The sequence below is a fragment of the Pseudoalteromonas sp. MMG007 genome, assembly GCF_018100985.1.
Classification (GTDB): domain Bacteria; phylum Pseudomonadota; class Gammaproteobacteria; order Enterobacterales; family Alteromonadaceae; genus Pseudoalteromonas.
In genome coordinates this window covers 32,493-48,189 of sequence record NZ_JAGJEI010000012.1, presented here as the reverse complement: position 1 = coordinate 48,189, position 15,697 = coordinate 32,493, and the positions used below count along the sequence as shown (strand labels likewise).

13 protein-coding genes are annotated in these 15,697 nt (G+C 39.7%); 3 read left to right on the top strand and 10 right to left on the bottom strand.

The genetic code is table 11. The features are described from left to right. Nucleotides 1–204: 204 nt before the first annotated feature. The gene (locus tag J8L71_RS13800; RefSeq protein WP_211001034.1) at nucleotides 205–1,944 is read right to left on the bottom strand and encodes a cell surface protein; all 1,740 of its coding nucleotides are present in this window, start codon (nucleotides 1,942–1,944) and stop codon (nucleotides 205–207) included. Nucleotides 1,945–2,023: 79 nt separating this feature from the next. Next, on the bottom strand, nucleotides 2,024–3,487 hold the full coding sequence (dgt, locus tag J8L71_RS13795) for a dGTPase (protein ID WP_211001033.1): 1,464 nt from the start codon (nucleotides 3,485–3,487) through the stop codon (nucleotides 2,024–2,026). A 134-nt stretch (nucleotides 3,488–3,621) separates the two neighbouring features. Here dgt and J8L71_RS13790 point away from each other — a divergent pair, with 134 nt between their 5' ends. Continuing rightward, on the top strand, nucleotides 3,622–4,845 hold the full coding sequence (locus J8L71_RS13790; RefSeq protein WP_211001032.1) for an ectonucleotide pyrophosphatase/phosphodiesterase: 1,224 nt from the start codon (nucleotides 3,622–3,624) through the stop codon (nucleotides 4,843–4,845). Nucleotides 4,846–4,938: 93 nt separating this feature from the next. On the opposite strand, the gene J8L71_RS13785 is transcribed toward J8L71_RS13790, so the two are convergent. The 6 genes from J8L71_RS13785 to J8L71_RS13760 all read right to left on the bottom strand — a co-directional run bounded on the left by J8L71_RS13785 (nucleotide 4,939) and on the right by J8L71_RS13760 (nucleotide 10,604). Beyond that, a complete protein-coding gene (locus tag J8L71_RS13785) occupies nucleotides 4,939–6,276 on the bottom strand; it encodes an ATP-binding protein (protein ID WP_211001031.1) in 1,338 nt (445 codons plus the stop codon). Continuing rightward, nucleotides 6,269–6,958: a response regulator transcription factor gene (locus J8L71_RS13780; protein WP_211001030.1), complete on the bottom strand. Its 690-nt coding sequence runs from the start codon at nucleotides 6,956–6,958 to the stop codon at nucleotides 6,269–6,271. The genes J8L71_RS13785 and J8L71_RS13780 overlap by 8 nt, the downstream gene beginning before the upstream one ends. Further along, complete coding sequence (locus tag J8L71_RS13775; protein WP_211001029.1) at nucleotides 6,958–7,491, bottom strand: PepSY domain-containing protein; 534 nt, start codon at nucleotides 7,489–7,491, stop codon at nucleotides 6,958–6,960. The genes J8L71_RS13780 and J8L71_RS13775 overlap by 1 nt, the downstream gene beginning before the upstream one ends. A gap of 141 nt (nucleotides 7,492–7,632) precedes the next feature. Continuing rightward, complete coding sequence (locus tag J8L71_RS13770) at nucleotides 7,633–8,949, bottom strand: DUF5666 domain-containing protein (protein ID WP_211001028.1); 1,317 nt, start codon at nucleotides 8,947–8,949, stop codon at nucleotides 7,633–7,635. A 167-nt stretch (nucleotides 8,950–9,116) separates the two neighbouring features. Then, entirely contained in the window at nucleotides 9,117–9,860 is a 744-nt protein-coding gene (locus tag J8L71_RS13765) for a reprolysin-like metallopeptidase (protein WP_211001027.1), read from the bottom strand. Between the two features lie 30 nt (nucleotides 9,861–9,890). After that, nucleotides 9,891–10,604: a hypothetical protein gene (locus J8L71_RS13760; RefSeq protein ID WP_211001026.1), complete on the bottom strand. Its 714-nt coding sequence runs from the start codon at nucleotides 10,602–10,604 to the stop codon at nucleotides 9,891–9,893. Between the two features lie 504 nt (nucleotides 10,605–11,108). Here J8L71_RS13760 and J8L71_RS18615 point away from each other — a divergent pair. After that, nucleotides 11,109–11,243, top strand: coding sequence for a benzoate/H(+) symporter BenE family transporter (locus J8L71_RS18615; RefSeq protein ID WP_348771805.1), 135 nt, complete (start codon nucleotides 11,109–11,111; stop codon nucleotides 11,241–11,243). Between the two features lie 692 nt (nucleotides 11,244–11,935). On the opposite strand, the gene hemH is transcribed toward J8L71_RS18615, so the two are convergent. Together hemH and J8L71_RS13745 are read right to left on the bottom strand one after the other, a co-directional pair. After that, the gene (gene hemH, locus J8L71_RS13750) at nucleotides 11,936–12,955 is read right to left on the bottom strand and encodes a ferrochelatase (protein ID WP_211001024.1); all 1,020 of its coding nucleotides are present in this window, start codon (nucleotides 12,953–12,955) and stop codon (nucleotides 11,936–11,938) included. A 100-nt stretch (nucleotides 12,956–13,055) separates the two neighbouring features. Beyond that, nucleotides 13,056–14,384, bottom strand: coding sequence for an HD domain-containing phosphohydrolase (locus tag J8L71_RS13745; RefSeq protein ID WP_211001023.1), 1,329 nt, complete (start codon nucleotides 14,382–14,384; stop codon nucleotides 13,056–13,058). A gap of 209 nt (nucleotides 14,385–14,593) precedes the next feature. Between J8L71_RS13745 and J8L71_RS13740 the strand changes: the two genes are divergently transcribed. Continuing rightward, the gene (locus J8L71_RS13740; RefSeq protein ID WP_211001022.1) at nucleotides 14,594–15,556 is read left to right on the top strand and encodes an ATP-binding protein; all 963 of its coding nucleotides are present in this window, start codon (nucleotides 14,594–14,596) and stop codon (nucleotides 15,554–15,556) included. Nucleotides 15,557–15,697 lie beyond the last annotated feature (141 nt).

The following is a 15,697-nucleotide window of genomic DNA, read 5'->3' as shown; positions in this document are numbered from 1 at the left end:
GTTGAATAATTTAATTAAAGGGCGAAGTAAACTTGCGCCTACCATTTAAAAGCTTCGCTTTTTGTACGTTCAAACTAATTTTTACGGTGTTTGTAGCAAGCTTAGTTATTTAAATACATCTCAAGCTTGCTCTTGTTAAATCCCACGGCAATATTTGTAATGATACTCAAACCGCTAAATACGCAATCAACCAAAGGGTAAATATTACTCTTTGGTTTGCATGTTTTTAGCGCGCTCTTCTGCGTCTATCAGTGCTTGTGATTTAGCTGCGCGTTTTTTCTCTTCAATTTTGGGTTTTTCGCTTGAGTTTGGATCCCAGCTTTCATCAAGTGATAGGTTTGCAAATGGATTACTGCTATCTGCCTTTTTAGGCTCTGGTGCTGGCTCTGGTTTTGAAGGAGCTTGCTCTGGCTCTGGTATTGGCTCATCAATTTGTGGCTCAATGTTTTCAGGCTCTGGCTCAACTTTAACTTTTTTAGGTGCTGGTTTTTTACCTGGAAGCGGGGCGTTTGGATCGAATGTGCGTACTTCTGGCTCTTTAAAGTCGTGGTCGGTGGCGAATGATGTAACCTCATCGCTTACTGTTTTATTTGGTGTATGTAAGTCGGCAACAGGCTCGCTAGGTGTTATTGGCTCAGGCGCTTTTTGTGGTTGTTCTAAAGCATTGTGCTCTGTTTCTGTGTGGGTAGGCTCTGTAACTTGAGCGCCGTGATTACGCTTTCTTTTTACTGGTTTTGCATCAGGATCAAACTCACGTACCTGTGGTTCGCTAAATTCATCGGCGTTTTTTATTCGCTCTAATGTGGTTTTGGCTGCGGCTTCAAACTCGGCGGTATTAGGCTCTGGTTTTTGTTTAGCATCGCTAAAAGTAGCGCTAGGTTCATCAGTTGGCTTTGCGATTTCAGACGCTGGGGCAATGGGTTGTTCGTTGGTATTAATGGCTTCATTATTGATTAGTTGCTCATCTGGCTGCCCCGCCATTTGCAGGGTTACTTCCTGAGTTTCGCTTTGTGTATTTGGTATATCAGCCTGCTCAGCTTTAATCTCTACTGGTGCTGGTTTATTTGGCTCTGTGCTTTGTGTTAAAGGCGCTTTATGTTGTTTTTTAATAGGCGCAGCAGCGGTGGCGCTTTGGGTATTTATTTGCTCTGGGGCAGGCTCTGGTTGTGGTGTGCTTTTAGCAGTGCTTTGCTTACTTTTAGCGTTTTTAACTAAAGCTTCAGCAGTGGCTGTGCCCATAGTAGGCTCTGTTTTTTGTTGTTTAGCGCGGCGTATACGCACCAATACCATTGCGCCAATTAGCACCACTATAACAATAATTAAGGTCGGTAATAACAGCGAGCTTGAGTTTGCAGGTGGTGTAATTACCGGTGCTGGTTTGCTCGGTGTTTTTATAGGTGCTGTGTTTTCAGGTGGTGTGTTTACAGGCTCTACTTTTGGCTGGGTAACTGGCGGTACGGCTAGGTTTTGGCTTTCATCAGTATTTTTGTTAATTGTATTTTGCGCAGCGCTTTGCTCAACTTCGGTTTGTGTTTGTGGCTTATCATTAGCTGTATTTACATCGTTTGTGTTTTGCTGCTCAGTTATTTGTTGTTTTTGCTCGCCTGTTAAATTAAGTGTTTCTTCGTTTATGTTATTAGCTGGAGCGGCAGTGGGCTCAACTACAGGTGCGGGCTCTACAATTACAGACTGTGGCTGAATAACAACAGGTGTTGGCACTGGCTCTATTATTTGCGGCTTAGGCTGAGTTTGAACTTGCTTTGGCTTATTACAGTTATTTTTGTAGTCGCGCGCGGCTTTTCGGTATTGTCGGCTGGCTTTATTATTGCTGTTTTGCTGCATTTCTTGTTTTATTAAAATGCACATAGCCTCGTTGTAAGCAGCGCTTTGTGCGCTATAAAAAAAGGCAAAACATAGAGTAAGTCTAACTAATTTCACGATCATAAAGTTACAGCGCTTAAATATTAATAGTTTGATTTTAAGCGCTAAATTAAAAATTATCTAGGATTTAGGAATATACTCGTTAATCTATAACCATCAGGCTACGATACTCGTCGTAGGCAAATTGGTCTGTCATGCCGCTTATATAATCTTGAATTAGCCTACAGCGATAATAAAACTCGTACGCTGCAAAGTGGTCGGGCTCTTCTTGCATGGCATCTATTGCATGTTGATAACTGTTTAGATGTTTTTTAGAGAGCTTTTTAACTAAACGCGACTCTATTAATAAGCGTGAGTCGCCATTAAGTGCGCGCCTAAAGTCGTCGCTGGTTAGCTGTAGTAGAGGTTTGTAACAATCAAGCAGGCCGTTAATTATTCTATAGCCTTGCAGCTCTAGCTTTTCGACCTCTTTATTAGAAAACACATGCTTGCTGGCCACTTGCTTAAGTGTTTTAGTTACCGCGTGTAAATGGCTGCTATCTTCAAGTAGTGCTTGGTTAAAATCGCCATGGTAAATGGGTTCTATGTTTTCAATAAAGCGCTTGGCTGCATGGTTTACCAGCGGGTGTAGCAGCGCTACTCGCAGATATATAAAAAATTCGCTGTTAAAGTTATACGGCTGAGCCTGTGCGCGATCGAGCGCGTAATCTACTGCTTTATCTACAAAAGATAGGTGCTCTGCGTCGTCTATGGTTAAATTTATTAATGCCTTTTTATATTCACTTTTAAGCGCCTGACATAATAGCTCGGTGCTTATTATGTCTTTTTCTACGGCGTCTTCTATGTCGGCTAGGCAATACGAAATATCGTCGGCGGCTTCCATAATATAACTTGCTGGGTGGCGGCAATACGGCTCTATGGTTAGCTCGTTTTGAAGCGCTTCTACAAAGGCTTTTTCACTGTAGTAGTACCCTACTTTTTTCATTAAGTAATTTTTGTTTTGCGGTATGTCTTTTATATCAAGCCCTGCTGGGCGGGTGTATTTTAAAATACCCGCGCTTTGGCTGTAGGTTAAATTAAGTGTTTGCAGCGAATGAATAATGCGTATGCCTTGTGCATTACCTTCAAAGTTACAAATATCGAGCGCTAGGTGTTTAAAAATAACGCCTATGCCGGTGTTTGGCTCTTTGCAGCGCTCTGGTGTAACACTTGCTAAATTATTATTAAACCAGTGATTTATTGCAGCTTCGCCAAAATGCCCAAACGGTGGATTGCCTATATCGTGCATTAGGCAGGCCATTTCTACTAGGCTTTCGAGGGGGCGTTCTAGCCCTTTTAAGCCAAGCTCGGTTTGTTGCTCAAAGCTTAAATTAGCAAAAATACGCTGCACTATAAAACGGCCCACTTGTTGTACTTCTAGTGAGTGCGTTAACCGCGAGCGCACCGCTGCATTTCGCTCTAGCGGAAAAACCTGAGTTTTTTGCTGCAAACGACGAATAGCAGCACTATTAATAATGCGACCACGATCGCTTTCCATCGCCATTTGTAAATTTGCGGTGGTGCGATACATACGCGCTGGGGTTATTTTTTTACTAAAGTCGATCATCGTTTCTCCGTATGCCAATTGCGCGCAGCGTCATTGATGTTTTATAAAGTTAATCTATCAGTTTGTATCATATAGTAACAACTTGCTTTAAAATAATTTTTTGGATAATTGTTGTGCATTTATAGGTATTTATAATGGAAACTGTATTTTCAAGGGCACTCTTATTGTGCTTATTAGTGTTAACGAGCCAAACGGCTTTTGCGGCTAAAGAGCAAACAGTGGTGCTGGTATCAATAGATGGCCTGCGTTGGGATTACATAGAAAAACACGGCGCACCTAATTTAAAAGCAATGGGCGAGCGTGGTGTACGGGCGCAAAAACTTATACCTGTTTACCCAACTAAAACGTTTCCTAATCATATTTCTATAATTACGGGTTTACTGCCTGTAAACCATGGCATTGTTGATAATAACTTTTGTGATAAAGCGCGTAAAAATGAGTGTTACAGCATGGGTAAAGGCATGCGCGATAGTACGTGGGTAAAAGGCATTCCACTTTGGAATTTAGCAAAAATGCAGGGGTTAAAATCAGCGACTTATTTTTGGCCTGAGTCGGATGCGCGCTTTAACGGCATGACGCCCGACTATTACTTTCATTACTCTAAGCACAGTGAATACCAAGGCCGTGTAGATCAAATTATACAGTGGTTGAGTTTACCTAAAGCGCAGCGCCCACGCTTTGTAGCGAGTTATTTTTCGCTTGTTGATAGCATGGGGCATGAGTTTGGACCCGACGCACCGCAAACTCGCGATGCAGTAAAACAATTAGACGAATTAATGGGCCAATTACACACCCGTTTAAGTAAACTAGAGCAAGACGTTAACTTAGTTATTGTGTCGGACCATGGTATGGCGCACGTAAACCCTGAGCAAAGTATTGATATTTCAACACTGCCACAAGACGAAAACTTTTTAGTTAAAAACACAGGCCCTCGCTTATTAATTTATACGCAGCCAGATGCTAAAAATGCAGATATTGAAGGCTACAAAGCACGTTTAAAAAAGGCAGCTAAAGGGCGTTATACAGTGCTAACTGACGAGCAGTTAGCAGGGTATCATTATAATAAAGGTACCCGGGTGGGCGATATTGTAGTGCAAACTACAGCACCGGCAGTATTTACCAATTCGGATAAAGCAATGTATTTAGGCACGCACGGCTATGCCTATACTGATGACATGGCGGCATCATTTGTTGCGGTTGGCCCAGCCTTTAAACAAGGTGTAAAACTTGAAAAAGTAAGTAACCTTGATATTTACCCAGTACTTGCAAAAGTAATGGGACTTAAGCTTTTAAATAAAGTAGATGGCGACGGTAAAACGTTAATGCCGGCTATTAAACAAAAAATAGTTGTGCATTAGGAGATTGAACACTCTACAGTAAATAAAATTAAGACGTTATTAGCAGTTTGAGTGTTTTAAAGCCTGTAAGTGCTTACTTACAGGCTTTTTTGTTTACATACATTTACTACTAATAATGCTGCTAAACCCGTGTTCATCGCTTTGAAGAGTTAGCGTAAAGTGGTGGCGCTCACATATAGCTTTTACAGTGGCAAGGCCTAGCCCAAAGCCGTCTTTTTGCCTTGCTAGGTCGCTTCGGTAAAAGCGCTTGGTTAGTTGCGTTAATTGCTGCTTATTTACACCTTTCCCATTATCGCTAATTTTTATACTGCTTTGAGAAAGCGTTATTGTAATTTTAGCGCCGTTACCTGCATATTTTATGGCGTTTTGTAGCAGGTTATAACACGCTTGAAACAATAAGTTTTTGTCGCCTTCAAAAATAAGATCGTGGTTTTTATGCAGTATTATATGCTGCTGATTTTGCTCTGCTGTGGGTTCAAGAATATCTATTATGTCGTTAATTAGAGTTAAGGCATTAACGGGCTCTAATTTTAGCGGAAATTGCCCATGCTCTAAACGTGTTAGTTTTAGCATGGCATCAAAGGTATGTAATACGCTTTCTAGTTGTTCTATTGCTATGCCTAGGCTTGGCTGTTTAATGGCTTCGCTTTCTAAATGTAAGCGTAAGCGGGTAAGCGGTGTTTTTAAATCGTGGGCAATGTTGTCGGTTATGCCTTGTACTAGGGCAAAGTTTTCTTCAATACTTTGTAGCATGGTATTAATGTGTTTAGCCAAAGTAACAAACTCATCGCCTTTTTGCTTATGTATTACTCGCGCAGATAAATCGCCTTTTTGAACTTGCTCTGCCACGTTATTAAAATAATTTACGCGGCGTAAATGTCGTCTAGCAAATATATAACCAAATACACATGTGAGTATTAAACTAAGTAAACACGCCCATGTAGCAATGGTTTTAAACTCTGTAATTAAGCGACTTAAATGCTCAGTGGCTGTAGCAATAACTACGTTACCGTGTTGTGTGTTTACTATGCCAGTGGTGAGTAAGCGTATTTGACCGCGCTGCGTATCGAGTACCGGAAACTCAACGGTTTTGGGCAGTTTAGGAATATCGTTTGGGAAGAAGCTCAACCCTTGGCTTTGGTTTTTATCGTTTTGCCAAAATATTAAAATATCGCCTTCGTTTCTAAAAACATTAAGTTGCTTAAAAAACGAAGCTTTATCAAATTTGTTTGCCAATCCTTCTATACGTACTTGCTCGGCGTTTAAACGCCTTTCTACTTGGCGTGTTTGCTCACCAAGTAATAACTGGTAAATAAGTACAATACACAGCACGAGTACCACCGAGGTAATAGTGGCAAAAGCAAGTGTTAAGCGCCAAACAGAGCTTACGCGAGGATTAAATTGCCACCATAAAGAGCGCTTACTATTCATTGGCACTCGCTTTTTGTAAGCGGTAGCCTACCCCGCGTATAGTGTGTATTTGTACGTTGGCGTTGTGCTGCATAAGTTTTTTACGCAGCCTTGCGATGTGTACGTCAATTACGTTGGTACCTGGGTTAAAGTGGTACTCCCAAACAGATTCAAACAATAAGGTGCGGGTAACTAATTTATTTTTATGCTCTAGCAAAAAGTGTAATAACTTAAATTCTTTTGGTTGTAAGTTTAGTGTTTTTCCGTTTATTTGTGCTTTGTAGTGGCGAAAATCTAGGCTTACGTTTTCAAATTCTACGGTGGTTGTTTTTTGCGTGGATTGCGAAGGGCGTTTTACGAGGTTTTCTACTCTTATTGCAAGCTCAGAAAACGCAAAAGGTTTAGTAAGGTAATCATCTCCACCGGCTTTTAAACCTGCTACTCTTTCATCTACTTTATCAAGTGCTGAGAGTATAAGTACGGGAGTGCTTTTACCGGTTGCTCTAAGTGCGGCGAGCACTTGTAAGCCATCAAGCTTAGGTAACATACGGTCGAGTATTATTATGTCGTGTTCTTCGCAGGTAGCCATAAGCAATGCTTGTTGGCCGTCTGCTGCGGTATCTACTGTGTAGCCTTGTTCACTAAATGCTTTATATAAAAATTCACGATTTTGTTTATCGTCTTCGACTAAAAGTAGTTTCATTAATTACCCCAGCGTAGCAATGGTAAGTTTTTACCAGTGGCTAAGTCTATGGCTTGTTTATGCCTGCCTTTTTCTGTAATGAAGGTAGCTACTAGGTAAGTGATGCCAATATCTTGCTCTAATTGCGACTCTAATAAGTAAAAAGGCGGTTTGGGGCTTATTGATTTTACAAGTTGATGCATGCGGTAGTTTTTTTGCTTCATTAGCTTAGCTGCAGCTACTTCGTCTTCTTCGTCGAGTTCTGGTTGTTCGTATTCTTGCTCAGTGACTTGGCCTTGTGCATTAACAATTAGCTCAATAAACCGTTTTTTCTGTTGATCATATAAGGTTACTTCGTAAAGTGTAATGCCTTTTTCAAACTCAAGTTCAAACTCTACAATTACACCTTGATTAGCATATTGGGTTTCTATTTTAGCTAAAATGCTTTGAGCCGAGGGGTCTTTAGTGGTGTTGAGCTTATTAAATATGGCAGGGTTATTTGCTTGGCAAAATGCGCTAACAAGCAGGGCCGCGCTTAATAAAATATATTTCATAAATAGGCTCTTGTGGTTTGAACGTTGTTTTTAATGCAAATTAGTTTATCAAATAAACTTAAGAATATGTTTAACTTTAGTAGGGCTTGTTACCGAAAAAGGTAAACAGGCCCTTTGCAAAGTTAAACGTAACCATTGTAATTAATCGTCTAGTACGCAGGCTCTTACTTGGTTAGAGCTTACCCACTGGCACTCAAGCTCTACGTATTGGTCTGTAAATTGCGATAGGGTGTTATCTTCACTTACATAACCCCACAGTGTAGCTTGGCTGTTTTCATTTAGCGCCACATTACCTTTTAAATCAAGGGTGTTGGTGTTGTCTTCAATTTCAACTTCGCTAACAAGTATTTGGTCGTTATTGTAAGTGCCTTCAAGCTCTAGCCATTGATTGTTTAAGGTGTTGGCAGTTAAGCCATCTTCGTAGCGGGTTTGGTTAGTTAGCGTAAAGTTATTGCCATTTATAGTGGCAATATTATTGTTGTACGTTACTAGCCCAGAAACCGAAAACGTATAATTTGTAACTGTTGGCTCGGTGTTATTACTCTCAAACTCAATATTTGTGGCAATAAGTTGGTTATTGCTTTGCTGCCAATTTGCATCTATCTCAATGCGCTGCCCGGCAATTAGGTCATTAATAGTGCCGTCTTCAAATTGGGTTTGCTCATTAACCGTAATCTGCCATTTAGAATTTAAGGTTATAAGGGTTTGGCTGCTATTTACAAAGGTGATGATGCCTTCAACTTCAGCTTGTGTATCGTTGTTAAAGTCTACACTTTGCTCGGCATCTACTTCTGTAGCAATAACACGCCCGTCATTTAAAGTGCCTTCTACTTCTACTAGCTGACCATTACTTAGTGCGCCGTCTACTTCGGCTTGTTGGTAGTTAATAACTAAATTGCCTAAATTAAACGTGCCTGATTGAGTATTTAAATTACTTATATTGCCCAGTAACTCTAGTTCTTCTTGTGGGTTATTAATAGCAGCTTGATAAGTAACAGTAATGCTATTAATGGAGTTACTGTACCCGCTTACTTCAAGTAATTCACCTTGGGTAATATTTGCGTTTTGTACGTTATTTAAGGTGGTGCCTGCAATGCTTAGCGTATCGCCATCAATAAACACAGGGCCTTTTAATAGTGGATCGTATTCTATTTCAGTTGCTTGTGAGCCGTTGGTCTCGACTTCAACATACATACCTACTCTTATATCGGATAGGCTTGCGTTATTGCCGGCTAGTTCTACCTCGGCAGAGCCTGCAGGTACTGTATGGCTATTTATAGTAATTGCATTACTTGTTACTTCAGATACTTGGCCAATAATAACGCTTGGAAAGTTACTAACCTCAGAAATGGCATCGTTTTCATTATTTGATGAGTTGCTGCCGCATGCGCACAGAGCGAGAGAAATTGCAGATAAAGAAATGAGCTTAACAGTATTTTTAAATGGGTGATTATTCATAATTTACTCCGAGTTATTAATATGGAGTAAGTTTACCGAGTACTAAATATTGTAAAGGTGGACGTAACATTAAATTTTGTTAATGTTTTAAAGTAAAAAAAGAGCGCCGAAGCGCCCCAAAGGGAATAACAAACTAAGCAGGCTATATACAGCCTGCTTTAATTCACTTATTTAAAGTTAGCAATGCTTGTTTTGGTGTCGGTAACAGTACGAATCGCATAGGCTTGGTTAGTAATACCAAACGCTAAACCGTTAACGGTCCAGCTAGGATTTGAAAAGTAATCGTATTGTGTTGCACTACCGTAAACATGCGGGTAGGCCATAATACTTGCAAATTCGTCTTGTACACCGTGACCCATACCATCAACATACACACCACCCGATGTGTCGCCTTGCTTACGCGAATGGGCTAGGCCTTGGTTATGGCCAAGTTCGTGTACAAACGTTGTTGCGCCACAATCAATAGCCGTAATTGAGTACATGCGATCGCTCATTGAGCTATATAAGTTACCATTTGTGCCTTGGCCAACCCACGCTAAGCCACAAGAGATTAAACCGTTACCAGCACTTTGGCCTGTACCTAGTACAGCAATCATGTCGGCTTTCCAATCTGTGCGTAAACCATCAACGTAGCTACTGTCGGTTACAGCATCTAGCCATTCTTCAGATGGAGTGATAGCGTAATCGCCTAGGTTTTGAGTACCAGCTAAGCGCAGTGTTATGTCTACACCATTTTGGCTATATACTTGATTGCTAAAAGCAATTAGCTGGTTAATTTTAGTTGTAATGTCACTTGTTGCAGCCGCTGATTGATCTGTATATAAAATACCAATATCAATTGTTTCGGCTTGAGCAACACTTGCTACACATAATGTTGCTGCAATTGCAGTGGCTGAGATTACTTTTTTCATTGTTGTATTTCCTTACTTTTGTAGTGGTTTTTAATTCGTTAAATTTTCATCTTTTTTAGGTGCAAATACGTCAATTCCTTTTTGTGTATTTGGCGAAAGTGAGCTGGTGTCGTGCTCAATGTGGCTTTTGTATAAATCGCGCTTAGCGGCTATCCAGCCATATTTACCTTTACTTTCAAAAACGTAATTACCATTAGCGGTCGTAAATTGACCGTAAACTGCGTTGTTTCCTACTGTTAAAACGGTATTGTGCATACGCCCATCTAAACCGGTTACTTGGCCAAAAATGCTTTTATCGCCATTACTTGCTTCACTTATATTTGTGATCTCTGCAGTGTAAGTTTCTGCTGTTTGCGGAATCGCTAAATCAAAGTTATCACCCATTTTTAGAGCTTTTAACGTTGGCAAATCAAACTCAATGTAGGCTTCGTTGTTTAAATCGGTTGGTAAAACTTTGGCGTGCTTAAGTATTGTTTTTGCGTCATCCGAGAGCTTATTAATGGCATCGAAATGCTCGGGAGCTAGGTTTTGTTCAGGCTCAATATTTTTAGTTATTATTGGCGCTTTGCTCATATCAATTGGTTGAGGTGCTTTTTGATTAGTCGCAAACTTAGAATTAACAGGCACTACATCAATGGCTATGGGGGTGATAGGTTCTGCTGCTTTTTTGGGAATATTCAAAAACGAATAAATAGCATATGCCGATAAAGGAATAGCAATAATTAAGGCAACATAACGTTTCATTTGTTTCTCTTATAGGGTTTTAAGTTAATTGGGTGTTACGTTTTATAGTATAAAGTGGTTTAGATCAAGTTTATAAATGTAATTATAAAGTAGTAATGGAGGGTTTTATAACTGCTTGTTAAATTTAAGATTGCATTTTTTAGGGGGCACTAATTCTAGTTTTTTGTATTGGTTTTTCCAGTGTTAATGCGCTCTGCAGGAGTGTTTTAAGGGAGTTTGTTTATTTAGTTAAATACAATTCTCTGGGGCTGTTTTATAAAAGCCTAAATAAAAAATAAAAATGAAATAATTTTATTCTTTTTAGCGTAATGGCTAATTGCTAATCAATTATATGCGACGTATGTTGATGAATCATAAATAGTGCGAGAGGGATTTATAAATGTATTTGATCAGCTGCTTAACAGAATTACAGCAGGGCTTGTGGCTGTAATTATTGTTTTTTCGAGTTCAATTGCGTTGATTTATCAGGTGGTTATTACATTAGGTGGAACGCCAGAGTTAGTTGTGAGTTTATCTCAAGCACTTAATGGCAACGAATACACTGAAGCCGCTATAATTACGTTTTTGGTTACTGCATCTGATTTGACCATACTGTCGGTTGGCTCCGCATTTTGTGGAGTTCTTGCATACCTTGTATAGATATTATGAAAAATTACGAGCTGCGCTCGTCACGCCAGCAAGCTGCGCGTCTACGTTGCATTTAAGTTCGGCTTGTTTTGTAGGCGTAGAGCTTGCTCACGCTAGAAGCGAAGCTTCTAATTACTTTTTTGAGCGTCTTTGTTCGGCGTAATATCTTGTATACATATTATGAAAAATTACGAGCTGGGCTCGTCACGCCAGCAAGCTTCGCGTCTACGGTGAATTTAAGCTCGATTTGTTTGGTAGGCGAAGAGTTGCTCACGCGAGAAGCGAAGCTTCTAATTATTTTATGGGCGTATTTATTATGTGAAATACCTTGTATAGATATTATGAAAAATTACGAGCTGCGCTCGTCACGCCAGCAAGCTGCGCGTCTACGGTAAATTTAAGCTCGGTTTTTAGGTAGGCGTAGAGCTTGCTCTCGCGAGAAGCGAAGCTTCTGATTACTTTCGGGTGTATTTATTCAGCGTAATATCTTGTATGCATATTATGAAAAATTACGAGCTGGGCCGTCACGCCAGCAAGCTGCGCGTCTACGGTAAATTTAAGCTCGGCTTGTTTGGTAGGCGAAGAGCTTGCTCACGGGAGAAGCGAAGCTTCTAATTACTATAAATAAAAGCTTATCTTTAAAATTAAAAAAGCGGTGTTAAATTTAACACCGCTTTTTTGCAAACTATGTATTACTCATGCTTTTAAAGCATAGGTTTTATCACATCGAATATGGCATCAATATGATCGTCTCTGTCGTTTAAAGCGGCTATGTAGCGGTATTTTTCGCCGCCGGCATTTTCGAATATTTCACGGTTTTCTTCTTCTAGCTCTTCAAGCGTTTCTAGGCAGTCGGCACTAAAAGCTGGGCTTATAATAGCTACATCGGTGATATTTTCGTCTGGTAAGGCGGCAAGTGTTGCATCTGTGTAAGGTTTTAACCACTCAGCTTTACCAAATCGGCTTTGAAAAGTACTAACTACTTTGTCTTTATCTAAGCCTAGTTTTTCAACCACTAAACGCGTGGTTTGTAAACATAGGCAGTGATAAGGGTCTCCTCTATCTAAAAACAGTTTTGGCATACCGTGGTATGAAAAAACTAGCTTTTGTGGCATGCCGTTTGTTTCTAAATCTTCACTTATGCTATTGGCAAGCGACTCTATGTAGCGGGTATTTTTGTGATAACCATTTACAAAGTGCAGCTCTGGCACCCAGCGCCATTTGCGCAATACGTTTGATACCGCGTCAAAGGTTGAACCCGTTGTTGGGCTTGAATACTGAGGATACATTGGCAAAATAATAATACGCGTTAAGCCTTTATCACGCAGCTCTTCAAGGCCTGCCTCTATAGAAGGGTTGCCGTAACGCATAGCCATGACCACTTCGGTATTGGTATAACCTTGCTCTTTTAATAAGGTGTTTAATTTAAGGCTTTGCTGGCGAGTAATATGGGTAAGCGGTGAGCCGTTTTCAGTCCAAATACTTTCGTATAGTTTTGCAGAGCGTTTAGGGCGTATGCGTAAAATAATGCCATGTAAAATAACCATCCACACTAAACGAGGAATTTCTACAATACGCGGATCAGATAAAAATTCACGTAAATATGTACGCAGTGCTGCAGGTGTTGGCGCGTCAGGGCTGCCTAGGTTCGTAAGTAATATCCCCGTTTTTTGATTAAAACGTCCGTCGTGGGGATTGTCAGTAACGGCAGAAAATCGCGACACGGTGTGCTCCTTCAAGCAATGTTAGTTAAATAAGCAAATTTTAAGTTATGCAAAATATATTAAGGCACATTGTAACGAAAAAAACTGCGGTTTAGATCAATCATTTAGCGCTTTTAACCATTATTCTAAAGGGGGTTGGTTTTTTAGCCTCGAGTTGTTGAAGTTTTTCGATTGATTTTGAGCTAAACACATGTCCTTTAGGCAGCAACATTATGCCGGTATGGTTGTGTAGTGCGTGGCCTAATACCATGTGTTCTTTAAGTTCGCTTGCATTGCAAATTTGTACTGTACCTGCGCTGCTTACTGTTTCGTTTAATTTTGCATGGCTTGCTTCAAGCGCACGAACAATTTTTGGATGATAATACGAACCACTGTATAGCTTTACGCTTTCAAGCGCGTGTTCGTGGCGTTGTTTATCGTCATTAATATTACATTGCTCAAACGCGTCCCAATAATCGCGAGCAATTCCTAGCACCATAGCGCCTATTGGAATATCGTTACCGGCGAGCCCTTTAGGTAACCCATTGCCATTATAGCGTTCAAATTGGTGATAAATAGCATCGGACACATCGTGTAAATGCATTGCAGGCATGAGCATTAATTGTGCGGTGCTTGGGTGAGTGTAAAAGGTTTTACGTTGTTGCTCTGTTAATGCATTTACTGGCTTTTTGTAAAGCTCTGGGTCCATAGCGAGTAGGCCTATTTGTGCCAAATAGCCGGCCATTGGCGCAAGGTCGATACTTTTTTGCGATAAGTTTAAATATAGTGCTATTTGTGTACACGTATTGGCAATATTTTGTGCTTTATTACCATCCAGGTACGGGTTTGCATTAATAAAATTATAAAGTAGCTCTACGGTTGCTTTATGCTCGTGTTTTTCTCGCTCGTTGGCCGCCTCTAGTTGTTTTAGCACTTTTTTAATTTGTAGCGTTCGCTTTTCTACGCTTTGCTCTAATGTGTTATTTAGCTCTAGTAATTCTTGGTTTTGTGCTTTAACTTGCTGTTCTAGCTTTTTATTTTGCTTTTTTAGAGTAAACTTTTCAAGGCTGTCTTTAATGCTTCGAAGTAGTAAATCGTTTTGCCATGGCTTTTGAATATACCCATTTATTTGCCCTTGGTTTACTGCTGCAAGCGTGGTTTCTATGTCGGCATACCCAGTTAAAAGTATGCGCTGGGTGTCGGGTGCTAGGGCGCGCGCTTTTTCTAAAAATTGGGCGCCATTCATCTCTGGCATACGCATATCACTAATTATTAAACCAAACTCATACTTTTTAAAAAGCGAGAGCGCGGTTTGTGGATTGTCACACACTACAACCGATAAATCATTTACTTCAAGTAAGCGTGTTAATGAACGCAGAACAATTTCGTTATCATCAATGCAAAGCACATCAACGTGGTTAATAGAGGTATTGGATGTTGTTTGTGTCATGGTTCACCTTGCAATTACGACTGGTTAAATAATAGCTTAAAAATAGTGTTAGAGCTTATTTATCTTTTAAGGGAGATTGTTGTTTTTAATATACTCATATCTATATCTTATTATCTGCAAATAGTTGATTACCCGTATAATCTAGTTGCAAATTTGCAAACCGACGACTAAATGTTAGGTATAAACGTTATATTAAATGGACAAGATGAATGAAAGGATCAGGTCGCGATTTTAAGCTCGCCTTCTTAAATGAGCAGAAACTCCACTTAGCAGCAGAACAACTCCTTAAAGATAAAAGCGATTTACTCGTTGCCATAAATAATGAGCTACAGAAAAAAGTAGCTGATTTAGAGCGTCAACAAGCATTGTTTGTACAAACAGAAAAAATGGCTACATTAGGCACCCTGAGTGCTGGCATTGCTCATGAAATAAATAATCCACTTGCCTATGCAACAAGCAATATGGAAAGTATTCAGGATGCAGTTCCTTTTTTGGTTACTCTTTTAAAGCTTAACGAGCAATACCTTAATAATGAAATTAAAGAAACACACTTTAAACACGAGCTCGATATACTTAATTTGCAATACCCGTATGCACGGCTTCATAGCAATTTACCCGGGCAGGTAAATGATAGCGTAGAGGGTCTTAAGCGTATTAAACAAATTGTGCAAAATTTATTAGACTTTGCCCACCCAACCTCCCAACAAGATAAGCAATTAACAGACATAACTGTGGCTGCAAATAACGCGCTAAAATTGCTTAGTAATAGACTTAAGTTATGTGAAATAAAAACGCGTTTTGAGTCTTTACCACTCCTTTGGTGTAATTTGTCGTCAATTAATCAAATTTTTGTCAACTTACTAATGAATGCTTGGCAAGCTTGTGAATACAATTTAGAAAAAGGTTGCATAATTGAGGTGAATTTATACGAGGCCAATTTTAATATTTGCATTGAAATAAAAGATAACGGCTGTGGTATGAGTGAGCACACAATAGAGCATATTTTTGATCCTTTTTACACCACCAAAGAAGTGGGGAAAGGGACGGGCATGGGAATGACACTTATGTACGCTATGATGCGCGATCACAGTGGAAAAATAGAAATTAACAGTGAATTAGAGACAGGTACGACCATTCGATGCTTATTTCCCTTAAAAACATCATTTGATTAATAAAAATACAGCGTGAGTAATGCCTTAATCACAATGCTTTTTGAAAAGTAATGCCCTATTAGTGTGTATATTGACCTATTTAACGTGGTTTTATTCGCTTTTTATAATTATTTGCATACTTACACCAGTAAATTAGTTTTT